General features: G+C 72.5%; 20 protein-coding genes. 14 read left to right on the top strand and 6 right to left on the bottom strand.

Annotated features, from left to right (window positions below; genetic code table 11):
- The first annotated feature begins 285 nt into the window (after positions 1 to 285).
- The 3 genes from ACFWIA_RS33190 (at position 286) to ACFWIA_RS33180 (ending at position 2,779) form a co-directional block, all read left to right on the top strand.
- Positions 286 to 819: a DUF5134 domain-containing protein gene (locus ACFWIA_RS33190; protein ID WP_387010976.1), complete on the top strand. Its 534-nt coding sequence runs from the start codon at positions 286 to 288 to the stop codon at positions 817 to 819.
- A gap of 126 nt (positions 820 to 945) precedes the next feature.
- Positions 946 to 1,881 (top strand): M56 family metallopeptidase, encoded by a 936-nt coding sequence (locus tag ACFWIA_RS33185; RefSeq protein WP_387010975.1) that lies wholly within the window; start codon positions 946 to 948, stop codon positions 1,879 to 1,881.
- A gap of 217 nt (positions 1,882 to 2,098) precedes the next feature.
- On the top strand, positions 2,099 to 2,779 hold the full coding sequence (locus tag ACFWIA_RS33180) for a phosphatase PAP2 family protein (RefSeq protein ID WP_387010974.1): 681 nt from the start codon (positions 2,099 to 2,101) through the stop codon (positions 2,777 to 2,779).
- A gap of 6 nt (positions 2,780 to 2,785) precedes the next feature.
- Here the strand turns inward: ACFWIA_RS33180 and ACFWIA_RS33175 are convergent, their stop codons facing one another.
- On the bottom strand, positions 2,786 to 3,028 hold the full coding sequence (locus tag ACFWIA_RS33175; RefSeq protein ID WP_387010973.1) for a DUF2630 family protein: 243 nt from the start codon (positions 3,026 to 3,028) through the stop codon (positions 2,786 to 2,788).
- Positions 3,029 to 3,252: 224 nt separating this feature from the next.
- Here ACFWIA_RS33175 and ACFWIA_RS33170 point away from each other — a divergent pair, with 224 nt between their 5' ends.
- Entirely contained in the window at positions 3,253 to 3,945 is a 693-nt protein-coding gene (locus tag ACFWIA_RS33170) for a TetR/AcrR family transcriptional regulator (protein WP_387010972.1), read from the top strand.
- Between the two features lie 144 nt (positions 3,946 to 4,089).
- Here ACFWIA_RS33170 and ACFWIA_RS33165 read toward each other — a convergent pair whose 3' ends face one another.
- Positions 4,090 to 5,604, bottom strand: a complete 1,515-nt coding sequence (locus ACFWIA_RS33165; RefSeq protein ID WP_387010971.1) for an LVIVD repeat-containing protein — start codon at positions 5,602 to 5,604, stop codon at positions 4,090 to 4,092.
- A 316-nt stretch (positions 5,605 to 5,920) separates the two neighbouring features.
- Here ACFWIA_RS33165 and ACFWIA_RS33160 point away from each other — a divergent pair, with 316 nt between their 5' ends.
- Positions 5,921 to 6,586, top strand: a complete 666-nt coding sequence (locus ACFWIA_RS33160; protein WP_387010978.1) for a DUF305 domain-containing protein — start codon at positions 5,921 to 5,923, stop codon at positions 6,584 to 6,586.
- Between the two features lie 120 nt (positions 6,587 to 6,706).
- Here ACFWIA_RS33160 and ACFWIA_RS33155 read toward each other — a convergent pair whose 3' ends face one another.
- Positions 6,707 to 7,060: an ArsR/SmtB family transcription factor gene (locus tag ACFWIA_RS33155; protein ID WP_387010970.1), complete on the bottom strand. Its 354-nt coding sequence runs from the start codon at positions 7,058 to 7,060 to the stop codon at positions 6,707 to 6,709.
- Between the two features lie 186 nt (positions 7,061 to 7,246).
- Here ACFWIA_RS33155 and ACFWIA_RS33150 point away from each other — a divergent pair, with 186 nt between their 5' ends.
- From ACFWIA_RS33150 to ACFWIA_RS33130, 5 genes are all read left to right on the top strand, one after another.
- Positions 7,247 to 8,326 carry an NADH:flavin oxidoreductase/NADH oxidase gene (locus ACFWIA_RS33150; RefSeq protein ID WP_387010969.1) on the top strand — a complete coding sequence of 360 codons (1,080 nt, stop codon included), beginning with the start codon at positions 7,247 to 7,249 and terminating at the stop codon, positions 8,324 to 8,326.
- 47 nt (positions 8,327 to 8,373) lie between these two features.
- Positions 8,374 to 9,318 (top strand): homocysteine S-methyltransferase, encoded by a 945-nt coding sequence (mmuM, locus tag ACFWIA_RS33145; protein ID WP_387010968.1) that lies wholly within the window; start codon positions 8,374 to 8,376, stop codon positions 9,316 to 9,318.
- A 1,004-nt stretch (positions 9,319 to 10,322) separates the two neighbouring features.
- A complete protein-coding gene (locus ACFWIA_RS33140; protein WP_387010967.1) occupies positions 10,323 to 11,000 on the top strand; it encodes a uracil-DNA glycosylase in 678 nt (225 codons plus the stop codon).
- Positions 10,997 to 12,043, top strand: a complete 1,047-nt coding sequence (locus tag ACFWIA_RS33135) for an N-acetylglucosamine kinase (RefSeq protein ID WP_387010966.1) — start codon at positions 10,997 to 10,999, stop codon at positions 12,041 to 12,043. Before ACFWIA_RS33140 ends, ACFWIA_RS33135 begins: the two co-directional genes overlap by 4 nt.
- A 65-nt stretch (positions 12,044 to 12,108) precedes the next feature.
- On the top strand, positions 12,109 to 13,029 hold the full coding sequence (locus tag ACFWIA_RS33130) for a sirohydrochlorin chelatase (protein WP_387010965.1): 921 nt from the start codon (positions 12,109 to 12,111) through the stop codon (positions 13,027 to 13,029).
- 53 nt (positions 13,030 to 13,082) lie between these two features.
- Here ACFWIA_RS33130 and ACFWIA_RS33125 read toward each other — a convergent pair whose 3' ends face one another.
- Together ACFWIA_RS33125 and ACFWIA_RS33120 are read right to left on the bottom strand one after the other, a co-directional pair.
- The gene (locus tag ACFWIA_RS33125) at positions 13,083 to 14,132 is read right to left on the bottom strand and encodes a lactonase family protein (RefSeq protein WP_387010964.1); all 1,050 of its coding nucleotides are present in this window, start codon (positions 14,130 to 14,132) and stop codon (positions 13,083 to 13,085) included.
- 60 nt (positions 14,133 to 14,192) lie between these two features.
- Positions 14,193 to 15,590, bottom strand: coding sequence for a nitric oxide synthase oxygenase (locus tag ACFWIA_RS33120; protein WP_387010963.1), 1,398 nt, complete (start codon positions 15,588 to 15,590; stop codon positions 14,193 to 14,195).
- Positions 15,591 to 16,231: 641 nt separating this feature from the next.
- Here ACFWIA_RS33120 and ACFWIA_RS33115 point away from each other — a divergent pair.
- Positions 16,232 to 17,302 carry a chitinase gene (locus ACFWIA_RS33115; protein WP_387010977.1) on the top strand — a complete coding sequence of 357 codons (1,071 nt, stop codon included), beginning with the start codon at positions 16,232 to 16,234 and terminating at the stop codon, positions 17,300 to 17,302.
- Between the two features lie 345 nt (positions 17,303 to 17,647).
- On the top strand, positions 17,648 to 18,556 hold the full coding sequence (locus ACFWIA_RS33110; protein WP_387010962.1) for a glycoside hydrolase family 19 protein: 909 nt from the start codon (positions 17,648 to 17,650) through the stop codon (positions 18,554 to 18,556).
- Between the two features lie 92 nt (positions 18,557 to 18,648).
- On the opposite strand, the gene ACFWIA_RS33105 is transcribed toward ACFWIA_RS33110, so the two are convergent.
- Positions 18,649 to 19,344: a L,D-transpeptidase family protein gene (locus tag ACFWIA_RS33105; RefSeq protein WP_387010961.1), complete on the bottom strand. Its 696-nt coding sequence runs from the start codon at positions 19,342 to 19,344 to the stop codon at positions 18,649 to 18,651.
- Between the two features lie 382 nt (positions 19,345 to 19,726).
- On the opposite strand from ACFWIA_RS33105, the gene ACFWIA_RS33100 reads away from it, so the two are divergent.
- Positions 19,727 to 20,266 (top strand): hypothetical protein, encoded by a 540-nt coding sequence (locus ACFWIA_RS33100; RefSeq protein WP_387010960.1) that lies wholly within the window; start codon positions 19,727 to 19,729, stop codon positions 20,264 to 20,266.
- A 262-nt stretch (positions 20,267 to 20,528) separates the two neighbouring features.
- Entirely contained in the window at positions 20,529 to 22,712 is a 2,184-nt protein-coding gene (locus ACFWIA_RS33095; RefSeq protein WP_387010959.1) for a YncE family protein, read from the top strand.
- The last annotated feature ends 43 nt before the right edge of the window (positions 22,713 to 22,755 follow it).

Here is a 22,755-nt window from a genome sequence, read left to right as displayed (position 1 = left end):
CCGCCGCCGCGGGGGGTGCCGGCGCCGCGGCGGGGGCGGGCGGGGGGGGGGGGGGGGCCGGCGGGCGGGGGGGGGCGGGTGGGGGGCCCGCGCCGCGCCCCCCCCCCCCACCCCCGTACCGCAGTGAGCGTGCCGAGGTGGGCGGGACACACCCGGCGCGCTCAGCGCGGACCCCCTCGCACGCCTGCGTGCACGCCCTTCTGCACGCCCGTGCGCTCGTGCGCCCGGTTGGTCGGCCTCCCCGTGGGCAGCCATCACCCCATGGCGCCGAGCGGGAGGTGCGCGGTGCACACACCGGTCCCGGCCGCCTGGCTGCTCATCGCGCTCGGCGCACTGAGCGGGGGCTACTGCCTGGTGCGGATGTTCACCGGTACCGGACGGCAGCGCCGGACGGCGGGGGGCGAGGCGCTGATGGGGTTCGGAACCGTCGTGATGGCCCTGCCCACGACGCTGGTCACGGTGCCCCGCCCCGCCTGGGCGCTCTGCACGGTGGTCTTCGCCGCGGCGGCGCTGGGCGCCCTCCGGTACGCACGGGACTCGGTGCACCAGCTGCACCACCTGGTGGGGGCGGGTGCGATGGCCTACATGTCGGTGGTGATGGCGACGGCCCCGGCCGGGCACGGAAGCGCGGGCTTCGCCCCGCTGACCACCGCACTGCTCGGATACTTCGCCGGATACGTCCTGTGGACGGGCGCCCGACTCGTCCCCGATCCGGGCGGTGGGCCGCCCCCGACCGGGGCGGCGCACCGCCCGGAGCTGGCCCGGGCCTGCCGCCTCTCGATGGGGTTGGCGATGTGCGCCATGCTGCTCGCCGTCTGATCGGCCGTGCCCGGTCGACTCCGGTGCCCGCCCCGACGAGCCACACACCACGGACGAAACGTGTCCTACGTCACTTGCGCCGATCATTCGTATCACCACGTCGCCACGCGCAAATAGGCTGGTGGCATGACGGTATCCGTGGCACTGCTGCTGCTCGGCGCCCTTACCGCTGTCCTCGCCCCGCGGCTCCTGGCGCGGGCCGAATGGCCCGAACGGGAACCCGTGGTCGCCCTGTGGGTCTGGCAGTGCGTGGTGGCGGCGGTCCTGCTGTGCTGCGCGCTGTCGATGACGCTCAGCGCGGCAGCGGCCTGGCAGGCGGTGCGCGGGCGGTTGTTCGCCCCCGCGCCCAGCGGTGTCGTGGAGGCGTACGCGCTGGGGGCCGCCGGGCCCTGGGCCGCGGCGACGGCCCTGCTGCTGGCCGGCGGAGGCGTGTGGACCGCCGCCATGCTGACCCGGGAGATCGTTCGCACCCGGGCCGCCCGCCGCGCCAGCCGCGCCGAACTGCGGGTCCGTTCCCCGCTGTTGCCGGGCGAGGAGCCGGGCACGGACCGGCTGGTGGTGCTGGAGGGCGAGCGCCCGGACGCCTGGTGGCTGCCCGGGACGGCACCCCGACTCGTCATCACCACGGCGGCACTGCGACGGCTGAAGGGTCGGCAGCTCGATGCGGTGCTCGCCCATGAGCAGGGGCACGCACAGGCCCGCCACGACTGGCTGCTGCACGCGTCTTCGGCGCTGGCCAACGGGTTTCCGCAGGTCCCGGTCTTCGCCGCGTTCCGCGACGAGATGCACCGACTGGTCGAACTCGCCGCCGACGACGTCGCCTCGCGCCGGTTCGGGCGACTCACCACCGCGCTGGCGCTGGTCGAACTCAACGAGGACCGCGGCGTGTTCGGGCCGTGCCCGACCCCACAGGCACTCGTTCCGCAGCGGGTGAACCGCCTACTGACCCCGCCGCGCCGGCTCACCCCGGCCAGACGGCTGCGGCTCACCGCGGCGGCGGCACTGGTCCCGGTGGTGCCCGTCCTGGTGGCGTTCGTACCGGGGCTGCACGCCCTGCGCTGACCGGTTCCGGCCGCTTCCGCAGATCGGCCGCCCCCCACACCGGGGGCAACGGGGAGTACGGAACCCGATCCGGCCACCCGTGCGGGCACCCACCGGCCGAACACCTCGACCGCCCTGTGGATCCCCGCGGATTCCTGGCCTGCTGCACGCGAGGTCGGGGAGGATCACCCCCATGCACAAGGTGTCCCCCCTCCCCCCATCGAGCCCACCCCGCCCCATGACCTCACGCGCCCCACGCGTCGCATCGGTCCTGGGCGGGCTGGCCACCCTGCTCCTGATCCTGGTCGCGGCCCGCTGGAGTCCGTTGCTGGACGTGGACGAGCAGATCGCCCGCACCACGCACGACTGGGCCGTGGCCGACCCCGGACTCACCCACGCCAACCGCATCCTCACCGACTGGGCGTGGGACCCGTGGACCATGCGGGCGTTGCTCGCGGTGGTCGTGGGGTGGCTGCTGTGGCGCCGCGACGGCTGGTTCGCCGCCTGGCTCGCGGTTCCCTGCGCCCTGGGAACGCTGCTCCAACAGGCGCTCAAGGCCGGAGTCGGACGGGAGCGCCCCCACTGGCCCGACCCGGTGGACTCGGCGAACTACTCCGCGTTCCCCTCCGGACACGCGATGACCGCGACGGTGGTGTGCGGGCTGCTCCTGTGGACCCTGTACCGGTACGGCGTCCGACGGTCGCTCCGGCGGATGGCGCTGGTCCTCGCCGCCGTCTCCGTCCTCGGAGTGGGGCTCACCCGCATCTGGCTGGGCGTGCACTGGCCCTCCGACGTGGTGGAGGGGTGGCTGCTGGGCGGTCTGACCGTCTCCGTGGCGGTCCTGTCGTACGAACGGTTCCGCGGCCCGAGCCGGCTCCCGGGCACCGACCGCACCGGGCCGCACCGCGGCCGTCCGTGACCGGGCTCAGGACTGGTAGCCCTCGACCTGGGAGGACGGCCGCACCCGGGCCTCATCGGGGTTCTCGCCGTACTCGGACTTGGCCCGCCGCTGACGGAGCAGGTCCCAGCACTGGTCGAGTTCCCGTTCCAGTTCGGCGAGCCGGGCGCGTTCCTCGGTGCGGTCGCGGCCCTCCACGAGCCCGTCGCGCAGTCGCCGCTCGTCCTCGACCATGGCGGTGATCCGCTCCAGGATCTGTCGCTGGTCCATGTCATCGCCTCCTCGGCCCCGTCCCCACTGTAGGGAGCGGGGAGGAGTCCCGCGAGAAGAGCACGCGGCCCGGGCCATCGGGCCCGGGCCGCGTGCGTGCACCGCCGTCCGCATGGACGCTCCCCCGCTGCGCCCATGCGGACAGCGGACCGGGTGGGGCCGCGAGGCCTCCACCGACTCCGCTGAGTATATTGGCTGGAAGCCAGTCAACGCAGGAGTACAGGATGACCCCGCGCAGCGCATCGGTCAATGAGGAGCTGCGACGGCGCAGCCGTGAGCGGCTGTTGCGGGCGACCGTGGAGCTGGTGGCCGAGCGGGGGTACGAGGCGACGACCCTGTCCGACATCGCGGACCGCGCGGGCACCGCCCGGGGCCTGGTGTCCTACTACTTCCCCGGCAAGCGCCAGCTCTTCCAGTCGGCGGTGCACCGGCTGATGCACACCGCCCTGGCCCAGGCCCTGGAGCGGGAACCGCGCACCGAGGAGGGCCACGAGCGGATGGCGCGCGCCATCGACGCGGTCCTGGGGCTCGCACGGGACAGCACGGTGTTGATGCGCGCCCACATGGCGGGCATCCTCCAGGCCGAGGGGTTCGTCCGCTGCGCTGAGCAGCAGCGGCTCGCGGAGTTGCTCCGCGACACCGTCGCACGGTACGGGTCGCCCACTCCGGACACGGACTATCCGCTGTTGCGGGCGTTGTTGATGGGGTCCGTGTTTGCGATCCTGCTGCCCGGCGCGCCGATGCCCGCCGAGGTGCTGCGGGCGGAGTTGTTCCGTCGGTACGGGCTGGCGTGGGAGTTGGGGACGCCGCCGACCGAGCGGCCACCGCGGGTGGCCCCGCAGGGAGGGCCGCCGGCGGACTTCTCCGGGCTGTTCGGCGCGGGTCGCGGCGAGCCGGGACACCCTGGAGAGCGCTGAGCGCTGATGGTCGTCCCCGCCCCGGTGCGGGGCGGGGACGACCGTCCGAGGTCAGGCACCCCGGCGAGCTGGGGGTTCCGTCGCCGGGTGGCCCACTGCTTCGTCCGGGCCCGGTCGGCCCGGTCGGGGTTCAGTCGGAGCGGGTCAGTCGTCGTCCCGGTCGAAGTAGTCGGGCTGGGTCTGGACGTTCAGCTCGTGCAACCTGACCCGTTCCGCGGCGTTGGTGCGGCGGTCGTCGAGCTTGAGCACGTCGAAGCCCTTGGCCATGTCGTTGGAGTAGATGTACCCGTTGTAGTAGTACGCCGACCACGATCCACCGGCGACCAGCCTGGTCGTGCTCAGCGGGCCGCGCTCGAAGTAGGCGATCTCCTTGGGCTCGGTGGAGTCGGTGAAGTCCCAGACGGAGACTCCGCCCTGGTACCACGCCTGGACCATGAGGTCCTTGCCCCGCACCGGGATGATGGACCCGTTGTGGGCGACGCAGTTCTCGGTGTCGGCCTGGTGGCGCGGGATCTTGAAGTAGCTGCGGAACACCAGTTCGCGGTGGTCGCCCCGGCCGACGATGTCGTAGATGCCGTTGGCGCCGCGGTCGGGGCCGATCGCCGCGTTGCAGGTCGCGGCGCCGCCGCCACCCAACTCGTCGGTGAAGACGACCTTCTTGGTGTCCTGGTTGAAGGTGGCGGAGTGCCAGAACGCGAAGTTCACATTGTCCTGGACGACGTCGATCACCTTCGGGCGTTCGGGATCCTTGATGGAGAAGAGGATGCCGTCGCCCATGCAGGCGCCCGCCGCCAGGTCCTTCGACGGGAGCACCGTGATGTCGTGGCACCCGGTGGTCTTGGAGACGCCCGGGTTGGTGGGGCCGCCGGGGTTGCCGCCCCCGTCGGGGCCGCTACCGGGGAAGAGCACCGGGAAGTTGACGACCGCGGCCTGCTGGGGCGCCTTCTTCGGCACCTTGATGACCGAGATGCCGTCGTGCGGGGGCTGGCAGTCGGGGAACGCCGCGTTCGGGGAGTACGACGAGACGTAGACGTAGACGTTCTTCCGGTCCGGCACCAGGGTGTGGGTGTGCGAGCCGCAGGCCGTCTCCACGGCGGAGACGTACTTCGGGTTGCGCTTGTCACTGATGTCGAAGACCTTGACGCCCTCCCACGAGTCCTTGACGCTCGCGGGTTGGGACGTGCTGGCACAGGAGTTGTCGCTGCGGGACGAGTCGGTCGATAGGAACAGCAGGTTGCCGGAGACCGAGATGTCGTTCTGCGAACCCGGGCAGAGCACTTGCGAGACGGTCTTCGGTGCCTTCGGGTTGCTGACGTCGAAGATCCGGAAGCCGTCGTAGTTGCCGGCGAACGCGTACTTGCCCTGGAAGGCCAGGTCCGAGTTGGTCCCGGGGAGCGCGTCCTTCGGGATGTTGGCCAGGTGCTTGATGTTGTCGGAGTGGACGATCTCGTCCTGGCCGGGTATCTCGCCGGCGGCTATCGCCTCCCTGGTGTCCCGGGCGTCCTCCTGGGACACCCGCTCGGGGGTCGACGGGGCGTCGCCGGGGTCGGGGATCGCCGCCGCGGGTGCGGCGGTGACCAGCGTGGCGAGCAGCCCCACCACTGCGGCGGCGACTCCCAGGCGTCTGCGCCGCGTTCGGGGATCGTTCGACAGGGTCACTGCGTCCTCCCTCTTCGCCGTTCACGGTGTGGAACGGTTCAGGAACACCCGCAGTATCGTCTTCATCATGCTCATATCAATAGGGGGGCAACGCAATCGTCACAAAGGTTTTCGATCACCGGTCGCGGAAGGGTGCTAAGACGGTAGGCGGCACACCCGCCCCGTCACCTCCGTCCGACGGCGACCCCGAAGGGGCCGCCGGCACCCCGTCCACCCCCGCCCCCGCCCCTTGCCGTCAACTCCCCCCGCTTCGCAGGAGGATGTCTTGTACCGCAGTCGCAGCAGCCAGGACGAAGCCAGTCGGCCTCCGGCCACGATCCGCCGCAACCCCCTCCGCCAGCAGGGCCGTTCGGGTGTCGCACTGCTCTGTGCGGCCCTGCTGCTGACCCTCGCGGGTTGCGATGCGGAAGGTTCCGGCGGGGCGGCCCCGCAGAAGGCGGCGGGACCGTCGGTGATCGCTCCGGGGAAACCGGGCGAGGGCGCCGCCACCCTCTCGGCGGGGGAGGCGAAGAAGCGGCTCGGCGACGATTCACCCAACTCCGCGGACTTCGACTACATCCAGATGATGATCAAACACCACGCCCAGGCCCTGGTGATGACCGCACTCGTCCCGACGCGCGCCGGGTCGGAGAAGGTCAAGCGCCTCGCCGCCCGGGTGGCCGCCTCGCAGAAGCCCGAGATCGGCGCCATGGAGGGCTGGTGGGAGGGCAACGGCGGGCCCAAGCACAGCGCCGGCACGGGCCACGCCCATGCGTCCATGCCGGGCATGGCCACCGAGGCCCAGCTGGCGAAGTTGCGGGCCGCCCGGGGCGGGGCGTTCGACGAACTGTTCCTCGCCCTGATGATCACGCACCACGAAGGGGCCGTGACGATGGCCGCCGACGCGCTCTCGGAGGGCAACAACGTCCTCGTGGAGGAGATGGCCAACGACGTGATCGCCCAGCAGACGGCCGAGATCGGGCGGATGCGCGGGCTGTTGTGACGCAGCCGCCCCGCGACCGGAACGTCCGGGTGCCGTGACCCGGTCGGCGCCCGGTCGCGGGGCACGCCGACCGAGGCCGAGCCGACGAATGCCCCGCCGGCGCCCCTACCGGGCCGCGGTTCAGGGGGCGGCCCGACGCGCTTCCTCGGCCGCCGCGGCGGCGAGCACGCTGAGGACCAGACCGGGGAAGAGCGCGTCGAGGTCGCCCTCCCGCAGCCTGCTGTACTTCGCGGTGCCGCGGTAGTGCTGTTGGATGACGCCCGCCTCGCGCAGCACCCGGAAGTGGTGCGTGGTCGTCGACTTGCTGACCGGCAGCGGGAAGTGTGAACAGGGGAACTCATCGCCGGATTCGGCGAGTTCCCGTACGACGCGCAGCCGCATCGGATCGGCGAGGGCGTGCAGCACGGCTTCCAGGGTGATCTCTTCGCGGCGCGGGTGCGCCAGTTCACGGCTGCTGGTGGTGGCGGTGGTCACGGCGGCTCCCGGGTCTGTGCGGTGCGTCCAGTGTACGGCTTGGTTCGACACTCGTCGTAGTTTGACAGGTGCCGTACTACGAGCGCTATCGTACTAGCCAACGCCCCGTTCACCGGCCCCGGTTCACCACACCCGTCGGCCTCGTCACGGAGCGGCCCGCCGCCCGGCCCCTGAAGGGAAACCGTCATGAGCGCCCTGTTCGAACCCCTCACCCTGCGGTCGCTGACCATTCCCCACCGGGCCTGGATGGCCCCGATGTGCCAGTACTCCGCCGCGCCCGTGGGACCGCGGGCCGGGGTGCCCACCGACTGGCACTTCGCGCACTACGCGGCCCGCGCCGCCGGCGGCACCGGACTGATCCTCACCGAGGCGACCGCGGTCAGCCCCGAGGGGCGGATCTCGATCGCCGACGTGGGTCTGTGGAACGACACCCAGACGGAGGCGTTCCGCAGGATCGTCGACTTCCTCACCGCGCAGGGCACCGTCCCGGGCGTGCAACTCGCCCATGCGGGCCGCAAGGCGTCGACGGACGTCCCCTGGCGCGGTGGCGGTCCGGTCGGCCCCGAGGCGCACGGCTGGCAGACCGTCGGACCGAGCCCCCTGCCCTTCAGCCCCGAGCACCCCGCCCCCCGGGAGCTGACGGCACGGGAGATCGCCGAGATCGTCGAGCAGTTCGCGGGTGCGGCACGGCGGGCCCTGGCGGCCGGGTTCAAGGTGGCCGAGATCCACGGGGCGCACGGTTATCTGATCGGCGAGTTCCTCTCACCGCACGCCAACCGGCGCACCGACGCGTACGGAGGGTCGTTCACGAACCGGAGCCGCTTCGCGCTGGAGGTGGTCGACGCCGTCCGCGCGGTGTGGCCCGACGAGTTGCCGCTGTTCTTCCGGATCTCCGCGACCGACTGGCTGGAGAGCGACGGTTGGACCGTTGACGACACGGTCCGCTTCGCCGCACTGCTCCGGGAGCACGGGGTGGACCTGCTGGACGTCTCCTCGGGCGGCACGGCGTCCGGGGTGCGCATCCCGACCGGTCCGGGCTACCAGGTCCCGTTCGCGGCCCGGGTCCGCGCCGAGACGGGGTTGCCGGTGGCGGCGGTGGGTCTGATCACCGAGGCGGCGCAGGCGGAGCAGATCATCGCGAGCGGCGAGGCCGATGCCGTCCTCCTCGGCCGGGAGCTGCTGCGCAACCCCTCGTGGGCCCAGCACGCGGCCCGGGAACTCGGCGCGCGGATCACGGTGCCGGACCCGTACCTGCGCGCGGCCTGATCCCGCGGACGGGGCGCCGGGCACCCGGGCGGGCTAGCGTCGGTGGTGTGCACACCCACGCCACCGGGTCGGCCCGGTCCCCGCGACCCTCCCTGGTCACCGCCCTCGCCCGGGGTCCGCTGGTGCTGGACGGCGGGCTGTCGAACCAGTTGGAGGCACAGGGCGAGCGCCTCGACGGCGAACTGTGGTCGGCGCGGCTGCTCGCGGACCGTCCGGAGGCGGTCGTCGCGGCGCACCGGGCGTACTACGAGGCGGGCGCGGACCTCGCCACCACGGCGAGCTACCAGGCGACCTTCGAGGGGTTCGCCCGGCACGGCACGGATCGCGCCCGGGCCGCGGAGTTGCTGCGGGCGAGCGTGGCCCTGGCCCGGGAGGCGGCCCGGACGGCACCGGGCGGGCGCCCCCGCTGGGTGGCCGCCTCGGTGGGTCCGTACGGGGCGATGCTGGCGGACGGCTCGGAGTACCGGGGTCGGTACGGCCTGACGGTGGCGGAACTGGAACGGTTCCACCGGCCCCGGCTGGAGGTACTCGCCTCCGCGGAGCCCGACGCGTTCGCCCTGGAGACGGTGCCCGACGTGGACGAGGCCCGGGCCCTGCTCCGGGCGGTGCGGGGGCTCGGGGTGCCGGCCTGGCTGTCGTTCAGCATCAGCGGGGACCGCACCCGGGCGGGACAGCCGCTCGCCGAGGCGTTCGCGGTGGCGGCCGAGGCTGCGGAGGTGTGTGCGGTGGGCGTGAACTGTTGCACCCCGGCCGACGCGGACGCCGCGGTGGCCCTGGCGGCGCGGATCACCGGCAAGCCCGTGGTCGTGTACCCCAACAGCGGCGAACGCTGGGACGGCGCGCGGCGCGCCTGGGTGGGCCCCGACCGGTTCGCAGCCGCAGCGGTGGACGGCTGGCTGGCCTCGGGCGCGCGGTTGGTGGGCGGCTGCTGCCGGGTGGGACCGCGCGCACTGGCCGGGGTGGCGGAACGGGTGGCCGCCCGGTCGGGGTGACCCCGCCGGACGGGGACCGTGCACCGTCGCGGCGGTCGTCACGGGCGCATGCGTCCCGTGGCGGCCGGCCGGCCCTACGGCGGAGGTGCCGGGCGCACTGGACGGCGGGGCGAGCCGGACCCCGTCGAACGCGGGCGGGCCCGCGGTGCTCCGGCCCGATGCGGACCCGGAGCACCGCGGGGGCGGCCACGGAGGTGCGCCGGACCGTCCGGCCCCGGTCCGGCTCCACCGCTTCGGGGCCGCTGGAACGTGTACCCCCGCGACGACGCGGGAGCGCTCCCGCACGGACACCGGTCGGGGCGCGCCGTCGACCCGCGGCGCCGCAGCGGCGGCGGTGGCGGGTCACTCGGGCTGCGCGCGGAGGCGTCCGTTGCGCTCCGGTGCGGGCCGACTGCCCGCTGACCGGCGCCGTCCTGCGTTCCGCGGCCCGGCCGGGGCGGCGGGCGGGCGTCCGCCGCCGCTCGAAGTGCACTGCGGCACGACTCTCAGGAACACCCCGCGCATCGACCGGGGGACCCCCCACGAGCGGGTCCCACAACGATCGCAACGGCGAATTATATGCCCCGCCGAACGGCGGAGAGGTCCGGGTCCGGCCCGCCCCGCATCCATCGGACGCCCCGTGTGTGCACGCCGCAGTCACCCCATAACACGGTGCAACAGAGGGCCATTTCAGCCACGCGGCCGAAAATCACCGTGACGAAAAACATCATGGAGTCTTCATTCCCTTTCGAAACCTGCACACGCTCGTACCCGTTTCTCTAAGGGAGGGATAAGGAACCGACATCCCCTGTCATGGAAGGAGACCACCGTGGTCCCCGTATGCCCGTACTGCAAGCGTGTGGAGTGCATCTGCCGGGCCCTCGGGGGCGTCACGCCGGGGGAATCGCGTGGCCGTCCCGGGGCAAGGAACCGCACAGCACGGCGGTACTCTTCGAGCCGCGCGGGCGCCCACCGCTCCGCGTGGGTCTCACCGCACACCTGAGCATCCTTGGGGGCACGTCCGCGTGGCAGCACGACCTTTGCACGAGATCGTCGAAGCGGGTTGGGCCAAGGCCCTGGAACCCGTCGCCGACCAGGTCGCCGGGATGGGCGACTTCCTGCGCGCGGAGATCGCCGCGGGCCGCACGTACCTGCCCGCCGGAGCGCACGTGCTCCGTGCCTTCCAACAGCCCTTCGACGAGGTGCGGGTCCTGATCGTGGGTCAGGACCCCTACCCGACGCCGGGGCACGCCGTGGGGCTGTCGTTCGCGGTGGCGCCCGAGGTGCGCCCGCTGCCCGGCAGCCTGATCAACATCTACCGGGAGCTCACCAGCGACCTGGGGGTTCCCCCGCCCTCCAATGGTGATCTGACCCCCTGGACCCGCCAGGGGGTCCTCCTGCTCAACAAGTCCCTGACCACCGCCCCCCGCAAGCCGGGAGCGCACCGGGGCAAGGGCTGGGAGGCGGTCACCGAGCAGGCCATCCGCGCCCTGGCCGCCCGCGGGCGGCCCCTGGTCTCCGTCCTCTGGGGCCGGGACGCCCGCAACGTCCGCCCCCTCCTGGGCAACCTCCCCGCCGTCGAGTCCGTCCACCCCTCGCCGATGTCCGCGGACAACGGCTTCTTCGGCTCCCGACCGTTCAGCCGCACCAACGACCTCCTGGTGCAGCAGGGCGCGCAGCCCGTCGACTGGCGGCTGCCGTGACGGCCGGCCCCGTCGTCCTCGCCGTCGACTCCGGGGGCTCCGGGCTGCGCGCGGTCCTGACGGTGGACGGACGCCCCCGCTCCGCGCCGCTGCGCTCGGCCCGACCGGTGCGGACCGGGCCGCAGGGGATCGACGCCGCACACTTCCTGGAACAACTGGTCCCGATGGCCCGTGCGCTGCTGGCCGACGCCCAGGTCACCGAGGTGTCCGCGGCAGCCGTCGGAGCCGCCGGCATGGCCACCCTCGGCGACCAGCTGCGCGCCGAACTGCCGGGCGCACTCGCCCGGGAGGTGGGCGTACGCCGGCTGGCGCTGGCCGCCGATGCCGTCACCGCCTACGTGGGGGCCCTCGGGTTCCGCCCCGGCGCGGTCGTCGCGGGCGGCACGGGCATGATCGCCACCGGAACGGACCTCGCCTCCTGGCGGCGCGCCGACGGCTGGGGCCATCTGCTGGGCGACTGCGGCGGCGGGGCCTGGATCGGCCGGGCGGGGCTCGACGCCGCGATGCGCGCGCACGACGGGCGGCGAGGCGGCTCGGCCGCGCTGCTCGCGCGCACCGAGGCGGTGTTCGGACCCGCTCCGGACCTGCCCGGGCTGCTGTACCCGCGCACCGACCGGCCCGCCGTCCTCGCCTCCTTCGCACCCGAGGTGGCCGCCTGCGCGTCCGCGGAGGTCGCGGACCCCGTGGCACAGGACGTCCTGCGGCGGGCCGCCGCGCACATCGTGGAAGCGGCGGCAGCGGTCGCGCCGCGGTCCGCGCCGTGCGAGGTGGCGTTCACCGGCGGGCTGTTCAAGATGGGCGCGCCCCTGCTCGATCCGCTCGCGGAGGAGTTGGCCCGACAGTTGCCCGGCGCCCGAAGGACCGAGGCCGAGGGGGACCCCCTGCTCGGTTCGGTGCGGATCGCGACCGGGCTCCTGGCCGACGGTCCCGGACTGCCGACCGACGGGCGCATGTTGTCGTCGGTGCACATCGAAGCGGACGACGGAGAACGGGTGTTCCGGGCTCATTCGTCCGGTAAATCTGATGAATCAGACAAAATATGACAGATACCGCTCACCTGCCCCCTCCCCGAACAGAGAGGGGGGCAAAGCCAGTAGCATGCGGCGCCATGAGCACCCCCACTGGGCCGGCCAACGACCTGCCCGTACGAATGCCGCGCCCCCGCCAGTCGGGGCGCCATCGCCGTCCTGAACCCGCGGTGGCACCCGACGGAGCACCCGCCCTGGTGCTCGCGGTTCCGGGCACGCCCAGTGGACCCGTCCGGCTGCTCGCCGACGAGGTCGTGAGCATCGCCCGTTCCGAGCTGCCCGGCCTCAACGCGCGGATCGGCTACCTCGACGGGGACGACGCCGAGTTCCCCTCGCTCTCGACCGTCCTCGCGCACGCCGCGCAGGACCGCACCGCCCGCTACGAACTGGCCCGCGCGGCGGGCTCCGACGTGGCGGAGCCCGAGGGCCCCGTCGCCGTCGTGGTCCCGCTGCTCGCGGGCGCCGACGGCGCGCTGCTGCGGGAGATCCGCCAGGCCATCGCCCACAGCAAGGTCGCCGCCGAGCTGACCGACGTCCTCGGCCCGCATCCGCTGCTCGCCGAAGCGCTGCACGTGCGGCTGTCCGAGGCCGGGCTGGCCCGTGCGGACCGTGCCCGGTTGTTCACCGTGGCCACCGCCGCCGACGGCATCGTCATCGCCTCGGTGGGCGGCGAGGAGGCCGCGCAGGCAGCCGGCATCACCGGCATGTTGCTGGCCGCGCGCCTCGCCGTGCCGGTGATGGCAGCCGCCCTCGACAAGGAGGGCTCCATCGCGGACGTCGCCGAGCAGTTGCGCTCCTCCGGGTCCGGTCAGCTCGCGCTCGCGCCGTACCTGATCGGTCCGGAGATCGACCCGAGCCTGCTGGAAGCGGCGGGCAAGGAGGCGGGGTGCGCCGTGGCCGAACCGCTCGGCGCCTACCCGGCCATCGGCAAGCTGGCGCTGTCGAAGTACGCGACCGCGCTGGGGATTCCGCAGACCGGAGCCGGCGCTCCGGTGCGCTGACGGGGCGCCCGGCCCGCCTCCGCCCACCGGGCGGAGCGGAACCCGGGCACCCCTCAGGACAGTACGACGCAGGACGCGGCGGGAACCTCCACGGAACCCGCGTGCCGCGGCAGACCGGTTTCCGTGTCGACACCGAACCAGGTCACGTCGCCCGAGCGCTCGTTCGCCACGTAGAGGCGGCTCCCCGTGGCGTCCAGGGCCAGGTCACGCGGCCAGTGGCCGCCGCAGGGGACCGTGGCGAGGAAGCGCAGGCGAGCGCCGCCCTCCTCGACCGCCAGCACCGAGACGACGTCCGCACCGCGGGTGGCGGTCCACACGTACCGGCCGTCGGGCGCCACGACCACCGCGGACGGGTAGGCGTCACCGTCCGGGGCGCCGGGCAGCACCGAGGTCTCGCCGAGCGGCCGGAGCACCCCCCGGGCGGCGTCCCAGTGGCAGACCGTCAGGGTCGGGGCCAGCTCGTTCAGTACGTAGGCGTGCGTCCCGTCGGGGTGGAAGGCCAGGTGACGGGGGCCGCAGCCGGGGCGCAGGGCGATCTCGCGGTGCACCCGAGGCTCCCCCTCGCGGTCCAGGTCGAAAACCCTGACCGAGTCCGTCCCGAGGTCCACGCTCACCGCCCAGCGCCCGCCCGGGGCGGGGAGCACCTGATGGGCGTGCGGAGCGTGCTGGCGCTGCGGATGGGGGCCGTTCCCCTGGTGGACGAGCACCCCCGAGGGCCCGTCCGCGAGGGTGCCGTCCGCGCGCAGCGGCACGGCGCTGACGCTGCCGGAACCGTAGTTGGCGGTCACCACGTGGTCCGCGTACAGGGCGAGGTGGGTGGGTCCGTCACCGCCCACCGGGACGGGCGCCCCCAGGGGCCGGGGGTGCCCGTCGGTGACGTCGAAGGCGGCGACCGCGCCGACGGAGGTCTCGCTCACCGCGTACAGGGTCGACCCGTCCGCGGCGAGCGCGAGGTACGAGGGGTCGGCCACGGCGTCGGTCGCGCCGAGCAGGGCGAGAGCACCGGTGGTCGGTTCCACGGAGGCCGCCACCACGCCCGGCCCCCCGGCTGCGGTGAACGATCCGACGTACGCTCGACCGGCTTCCCTGCGCCCCGCTGTCACTGCTGTCCCCTCTCGGCTGCCAGATTGCTGCGCCGACGGTAGCAGCCGAAGATGATCGGTCTAGACCAAGCCCGGAACGACTTCTTCAGCGTCCCGCTGCGGCGCCTGCGGGTGGTGGACGAACGCCGGTCGCAGCTGCGTGTCGTCGTAGGTCCGGTGGAAGACGGGGGTCGCGCTGCCGGAGATCGGCGGCACGATCCACGACCAGTCCGCGCCCACCGCCCGGCCGACCCGCTCCTCGCGTTCCAGATGGGTGAGGAAGCGTCGGGACTCCGTGTGGTGGTCGGTGACGGTGACGCCGGCGCGATCGAAGGAGTGCAGGACGGCGAGGTTCAACTCGACCAGGGCCCGGTCCTTCCAGAGCGTGCGGTCGCTGCTGGTGTCGAGCCCGAGGTGGCGTGCGAGCACGGGGAGCAGGTCGTACCGGTCGGTGTCGGCGAGGTTGCGGGCACCGATCTCCGTGCCCATGTACCAGCCGTTGAACGGGGCGGCCGGGTAGCGGACGCCGCCGACCTCCAGGCACATCCCGGAGACCGCGGGCACGGCGTGCCACCGCAGACCGAGGTCCGCGAACCACGGGTACCCGGGATGGCTGAGGGGGACCTCGTGCACGGCGTCGGACGGCAGCGCGAACCAGCGGGGAGGCCCTTCGACACCCCGGACGACCAGCGGCAGCACGTCGAAGGCGGTTCCGGGGCCGCCGGGCCAACCGAGCCGCCGGGCCAGGGCGGTGAGGTCCGCATTGGCCGGATCGCCCAGGACGGTGCCGTCCGCCCGGCGGTAGCCGGCGTACCGGACCAGCTGGTCGTTCAGTATCCGGGGCCCCGGGCGGCCGGGGGCGTCGGGGGCGAAGACCGTGATCAGCGGGCGTATCCGCCCGTCGCGGCTGGCTGTGCGCAAGTGCTCCACCGCGGCTGCGGCGACGTCCTCGGCCGAGCGGAGGTGGCGCAGGTCGCGGACCCGCAGCGAGCGCCAGTAGAGACGGCCTATGCACCGGTTGGAGTTGCGCCAGGCCACCCGGGCGCCGTACGTCAGTTCCTCGGCGGTGTGCCGGTACGTCCCGGTGCGTGCGATCTCGGCGTGTACGGCGGCGATGCGGTCGGCGGGGCACCCCAGGCCCTCCTCCGCGTGGTGGAGGGTCAGGAACTCGGTGGCCGCCCGGCACAGCGCCGCCGCGCCACCGGCCGGGTCGGGGGCCGCGGGTCCGCCGGAGCGGACGGGCCCGCCGCCCGCGGGCTCCCCCTCCGGCACGTCCGGCGACGGGCCGTCGGGGTGAGGGGCGGAGTCGGGCGCGCTGTCGGGGCGGGCGGCGTCGAGGGCCACACCCCTCAGGCACGCGGACTCGTGACCCACGGACGGGTGGTCCACGGACTCGGACAACACGGACCCGGAGAACACGGGACAGACCGCCGTCGCGGTCGTCGTCACGGTCCCGGTCCGGTACGGCAGGTTCGGCATGCACGTCCTCAGCCGCCCCGGACCGCTCGCTGCGGCCCCGGACGGCACGTCGTCGTTTCGCCGCGCGGCACTTCCCGGCGGCCCGGTCAACCCCACTGGCGCCCCGCGCTGCTGATGAGCACACGGCTTCCCCCTCCGCCGACTTCCACTCCCGCTCCCGCGCGGCGGGCCGACCCACGGTCCACGCCGAACATCCGGAGAGTGACGGAGGAGATTCGGAGCGTATCCGGGACGGGGTCGGGGCGCAGGCCGCCCCGAGACACTGGGGGGCACGAATCGATAACAGGGGGCGCGCTCACTGATGCGCGCGCTGGCGCGGCCGTCGGGGGCGCACACGCCCCAACTGGGTTTTGGTCCAGACCTATTGACGATAGGTCTGGACCAACTTACGGTATGGGCGCGCGCACCTCCCCCACTGCGACACCACCCCCACCCCCACCTCCGCGCACCCAAGCAGACCCCACCGCACCGCCCCTCCGCACCGCCCCTCCCTCACGTTCCGCGTACGTCTCCGGGTTCCCCCCACCCGGGAGTCGGCACGCCCCCACCGTGCGTCGACTCCTGCCGTCCACCGCCGAGGCACGCCACCCCCCACGTGTGCGTGACCCGGTACGAAGGGAGCACACAGCATGTTCCGCAGCATCGGCCGGCGCGTCCGGCTGTTCGGCATCGGCATCGCTCTCGCGACTTCCGCCCCCTTACTCGGCGCCGCCGCGTCCGGCGCCGCCCACGCCGCCCCGGAACGGGCCGCCGTCAGCACCTGTCCGGTGAAGTCGAAGCCCGCCGGCAAGGTCCTCCAGGGGTACTGGGAGAACTGGGACGGAGCCGCGAGCGGCGTCCATCCCGGTCTCGGCTGGATACCCATCGACGACAGCCGGATCGCCCAACACGGATACAACGTCCTCAACGCCGCCTTCCCCGTGATCCGTTCGGACGGAACGGTGCTGTGGGAGGACGGCATGGACAACCGGGTCAAGGTGCCCACCCCCGAGGAGATGTGCGCGGCCAAGGCGCAGGGGCAGACGATCCTGATGTCGATCGGCGGCGCCGCGGCCGGGATCGACCTCAGCTCCAGCACGGTCGCCGACCGGTTCGTCGCGACGATCGTCCCGATCCTCAAGAAGTACAACTTCGACGGCATCGACATCGACATCGAGACCGGCCTGGTGGGCACCGGCAACATCAACACCCTGTCCGCGTCCCAGGCCAACCTGATCCGCATCATCGACGGGGTCCTCGCCCAGATGCCGTCCAACTTCGGCCTGACGATGGCCCCCGAGACCGCGTACGTGACGGGTGGCAGCGTCGTGTACGGGTCCATCTGGGGCTCGTACCTCCCGATCATCAAGAAGTACGCGGACAACGGCCGGCTGTGGTGGCTGAACATGCAGTACTACAACGGCGCCATGTACGGCTGCTCCGCCGACTCGTACAACGCCGGGACGGTCGCCGGGTTCGTCGCGCAGACCGACTGCCTCGACCGCGGGCTCGTGATCCAGGGCACCACCATCCGGGTGCCGTACGACAAGCAGGCACCCGGCCTGCCCGCCCAACCGGGCGCCGGTGGAGGTCACATGACGCCCTCCCAGGTGAGCCAGGCGTGGAACCACTACGGCGGCCGACTCAAGGGCCTGATGACCTGGTCGCTGAACTGGGACGGCTCGCGCAACTGGACCTTCGGCAACAACGTGAAGGCCCTACAGGGTCGCTGACGACCCTTCAGAACCTCTCCGGGCCGAAGTCGTGGGCGGCCCGGGGAATCGGGCGGGGTCCCGAGCCATGGAAGCGGCCATGGTTCGGGGCCCCGCCCACCCTTGTGCGCGGCCCCGGTCGGCGCACCCCGCCGTCGACCACCCCCCTCCGGAGACCCCGGATCAGGGGGCTTCAAAATAACAACCCTTCTTTTTCTGCCCGTTACGCAAGATCAGTAATGGTCTAGACCTTGACGCAGCCTCCCCCCAAACGCTTGGGTAGCTCGTACACCCGTTACGGCGTGCCCAGGGACAGAGTCAACTGGGCTTGTCTGGCACGCCTGTTGACGCGCGAAAGGGAAAGTCGTGCTCAGAGAACGTATGAAGTCGCTCATGGTGGGTCTCGCCACCGCGGGCTCGCTCGCTGCAACGATGATGGTGCCGGCCACCACGGCGAACGCCGCGACCGGCACGGACGAGTGCGCCGTCGCACCCACCTGGTCCGCCGGAGCGAACTACCAGACCGGTGACATCGTCAAGTACTCCGACGGAAGCGTGTACGTCGCCGAGCGCGACAACCCCGGGTACAACCCCGTGACCAGCACGTACTACTGGGACCCGTACACCTGCGGGGGCAACGGGAACCCGAACCACAACAGCTTCGTGGTGAGCGAGGCCCAGTTCAACCAGATGTTCCCGAACCGGAACCCGTTCTACACGTACAAGGGCCTGACGGACGCCATGAAGGCGTTCCCGAAGTTCTCCCACACCGGTACGGACACCATGCGCAAGCAGGAGGCCGCGGCCTTCCTCGCGAACATCAGCCACGAGTCCGGCGGTCTCTTCTACATCACGGAGATCAACAAGGACAACTACCCGCACTACTGTGACCGGGACATGCCCTACGGCTGCCCGGCCGGACAGGCGGCGTACTACGGGCGGGGCCCGATCCAGCTCAGCTGGAACTTCAACTACAAGGCCGCCGGCGACTACCTCGGCATCGACCTGCTCAACGAGCCCTGGCAGGTGGAGCAGAAGCCCGACGTCGCCATGATGACCGCCCTGTGGTACTGGAACACGCAGGACGGCCCCGGTCCGGTCACCGCCCACGACGCGATGGTCAGCGGCGCCGGGTTCGCCCAGACGATCAACGCGATCAACGGCACGCTGGAGTGCAACGGCGGCAACCCCCGGCAGGTCGAGAGCCGGGTGAAGCGGTACAAGCAGTTCACCCAGATCCTCGGCGTCCCGACGGGCGCCAACCTGTACTGCTGACGCCCGTGCTGCTGATGCACGGACGTGAATGAACGGCGACGGGCCGGGGGATTCCCCCGGCCCGTCGTCGTTCCCCGTCGTACGGGGTGAGGTCAGGTACCCGACTTCCGGCCGTACACGAAGACGTCGTCGCCGTTGCGGAGGTAGGACCAGTACTTCTTGGCGTCGCCCTTGCGCAGGTTGACGCAGCCGCGGGAACCGGGCGGGTTCCACATGCTGACGCTCGCGGCGTGGAACGCCTGCCCCCCGTCGAAGAACTGCGCGTAGGGCATCGGAACGTCGTAGAGGCTGGAGTGGTGGTTGATGCTCCGCCGGTGGATCTTCTTCGAACCGGTGCGCGTCTCATCGCCGTTGCGACCGGTGCGGACCGGGACGGGGCCGTACTTGAGCCTGCCGCCGTCCTGGATCCAGCTGATCTGGAGGGTCAGGTTGACGCAGGCGATGCGACCCCGGTTCGTGGGACAACGACCGTCCCTGTTGGGCCTGTTGCCCACGGCCTTCTGCTTGTTCATCAGGTCCATGACGCCCCAGGTCACCGCGCCCGCATAACCCGCGGCCGGGGTGATGCCGTGCTTCTTCTGGAAGGCCCGGATCGCGGTGCAGTCGCCCGCCGACTGCCTGCCGTCGACCGTCCGTCCGAGGAACTTCTCCACCTTCTTCTGGTGGGGCCCGGCCTGCGCGGTGCAGGACGCGGCACTCGCCGGCGCCGCACCCAACGCGAGCGTCAACGGCGCCAGCAATCCGGCGACCCCCAGCAACACGACCGCCCCCCTGCGCTTCTCCCCCATGTGAACCCTCTCCCCTTCCCCGCGTGCCCCGCACGCCGGTCTCCGCGCTCACCGCGCCGACCCGATCCCGATGGCGTCCGATTCCGCTCGGTGCCGCCCTGCTAGACCCGGCTCCGAACCCACGGGTTGTCTGCATACGGCACCTGTCACGCAGCTCGGACGATTGTCACCGGAACCGGACATTCGGCGACGTCCGCAACCCCTCCGGAAGCCCGCCCTCGAAGCCTGCGCGCCAAGGAACCCCCTCCACAAGTGCGTTGCCAGCCCATTACCCGCTGTTGACAATCCCCGAACCGTGAACTTAGGTATGCCTTACCTAAGCCGAACGGGTGTGGCGCCCTGAATCCACGCCCGCTTCCCGTGTAAGAAAGGTGCTCACCCGATGAGTGCTGTGCTGTCCACCCGTACTGCCGCCCGCGCCGGTCTCGCCGTGATCTCCGCCGCCGCGCTGACGCTCGGTCTCGCCTCCTCCGCTTCGGCGGCCACCGGGAGCCGCACGATCGTCGACGGGTCCACCACCTACAACCTCTCCATCACCGGCCCGAACACCGCCCCCGGCACGGGCGCCAACGTCACGGTCACGGGAACCGGCTACAACTCCTGGCAGGGCATCTACGTCGGACTGTGCGCGGTGAGCGGCGGGCAGGGCGCCAACAAGCCGACCCCGTGTCTCGGCGGCCAGGACGAGTCCGGCACGACGGGCGCTTCCTACTGGGTGTCCAACTTCGGTGGCGGCCTCCTCCCGAACAGCTCCACCTTCAAGAGCGGCGGCAGCTTCACGGCCAAGATCCACATCAAGGCCGACCTCGGCGGCGGCAACGTCTGCGGCGACACCGTCGACTGCGCCATCGTCACGCGTGCGGACCACACCGACTCCAGTGACCGCAAGTACGACGTCCACATCCCGGTGACCTTCTCCTAACCCGACCCCCAGGCGGGTTCCGGCACCGGGTGCCGGAACCCGCCTTCGGTCGCGTACACCGGTCCCGTACGACAAGGAAGCCCTGAAAGACACATCCCCCCGGGCACGCGACCACGCCGGCCCGAGATCCCGGACCATCGCCCTGGCCACCCTGGCCGCGCTCGGCCCGGCCGCGGTGCTCGCGGTCTCGATCGGTACCGGCTCCCCGGTGCTGGCCGCGGCCGACACCCCGGGCTCCGGCACCGGTGCACACGGTCAGGAAATGACGGTGTCGGCGACGAAGGGGCTCGACCCCACCGGCCAGACGGTGCGGGTCACCGGCAAGGGCTACGACGCGACCAAGGGCATCTACGTCGCCCTCTGCAAGGACAACGGTCCGGGCCGCACGCCCTCCCCCTGCGCGGGCGGCGCCGACATGACCGGCAGTTCCAAGACCTCGGCGTGGATCGTTCCCGAGGACGACCCCTACGCCGGCGAACTGGCCAAGGCGTACGGTCCGGGCGGCAGCTTCGACGTCGAGCTGGAGTTCAAGGCCACCTCCTCGTCGGTCGACTGCGCCACGGTCGCCTGTTCGGTCGTGACCCGGTCCGACCACCGCGCGCTGGGCGACCGTTCCCAAGACGTCCGCATCCCGGTGACCTTCGCGGCGGGCCCCCCGCCGGGCGGCATCGGCGTGGACGTCCCCGAGGGCACGGTGTCGTACCGCACCTCGGCGGAGTTCACCACGGCCGGGAAGCCGTTGGACGTCCTGGTGCACCCCGAGTCCCGGAAGCTGTACGTCGGCGCGGACAACCTCCCCGACACCGCGGACATCGACGAGCGGGGCCTGTACGTACTCGATCCCGCCGACGGCAAGGTCCAGTCGCACATCAGCCAGGCACCCGGCCCGGGGGGCACCCTGCGCACCGCGGCCGTCGCCCGGATCGTGGCGCCACTGGCCGGGGACGGGGTCCGCTTCCAGTACCCGCTGCGCGGCATCGGCAGCGCCAAACCGGGTGACACCGCGGCCCAGGGCGTGTGGCTCACCGGTGCGTCGGTCACCGACGCGGGGCCGGGCACCTCCTCGGCGACGGCCGTCCTGGTCACGCAGGGCAGCAAACTGACGGAGGTCGATTCGGCGACCGGTACCGTCCTGCGCGAGCTGACCCTGGAGAGCGGCAACCGCTTCGCGGTGGACACGACGCGCAAGACCGTGTGGTTCGCCGACATCGGCGGCGGCAAGCTGTACCAGGTCGACACCGAGTCCCTGACGGTGAAGCAGACCGTCGAACTGCCGCCCGTCGAGGGCGGTGTCACCGGCTTCGTGGAGGTGGACCCCGCGACCGGCGACGTGTGGGTGGGATCGGGCTCCACCGTGCTGGTGCTGGGCCCCGACGGCAAACTCGCCAAGACGCTGACCGGACCCGACCGGGCGATCGCGGTGGCGTTCGACGCGGCCAGCAAGCGGGCCTTCCTGGTCCGCCAGGACGGCGGCAACCCGAGCGAGCCGGGCAACGACAACAACGGTTCGCTCACCACGTACGAGACCGAGGACTACGCCCAGACCACCGAGCCGGTGTCGCTGCCGGGCAACCACGGTCAACTCGGTTCGGCGACGGTCGCCGTGGAACCGGGCGGTGCCACCGTGTACGTGACGCACCCCGCCGAGGGCAAGGTCGTCAAACTGGTGCGTCAGATGTCGCCGAAGGTCACCGAGTCCCCCACCGACGTGTCCACGAACCCCGGCAAGGAAGTCCGGTTGGCCGCCGCGGCCGAGGGCGCCCCGGAGCCGACGGTGCACTGGCAGGTCAGCGAGGACGACGGCGCGACCTGGCGACCCGTGACGGACGCCGCTTCCGGAACGCTGACGTTCACCGCGGCACTGTCGCAGAACGGCGACCGGTACCGGGCCGAGTTCAAGAACGACGCCGGAACGACCCGTACCCGACCGGTGACGCTGACGGTCGCCGAGGAGTCGGAGACGACCGCCGGCACCACGTCCGGAGCCGACAACGGCGGCACGGACGGCGGCTCCACCGAGGGCGGCACGGACGGCGGAACTGACGGAGGGGCCGACGGAGGGGCCGACGGCGGCACCAGCGGCGGTTCGGACGGCGGCACGGACGCCGGCGGGACGACGGGCGGTACCGACGGCGGCACCTCAAGCGGTGGCACGGCCGGCGGCTCGACCGGCGGCACGAGCGGCACGAGCGGCGGTGACGCCGGCGGGTCGAACGGCTCGGGCGGTTCGGTGGGCGGCGGTAGCGCCGGCGGATCCACCGGCGGCAGCGGTGACTCCGGCAGCGACGGCGGCACGGGCGCACTCGCCTCGACCGGCACGACGGTGCTGTCCGCGGCAGCGGTAGCGGTGGGCCTGGCCGCCGCCGGCACGGTGCTCGTACGGCGCCGCGCGAGCTCGCGGAACACGGCGACGGCGACGACCGGCCCGGACGGCGCCGCGAGCTGACGGCCGTGGGGGGTGGGGGGCTGGGGGGGCGGCCGCGGGGGAA

The organism is Streptomyces sp. NPDC127068 (genome assembly GCF_042724695.1).
Classification (GTDB): Bacteria; Actinomycetota; Actinomycetes; order Streptomycetales; family Streptomycetaceae; genus Streptomyces.
The sequence above is the reverse complement of the archived record's forward strand: the minus strand, read 5'-3'. Positions and strand labels throughout refer to the sequence as shown.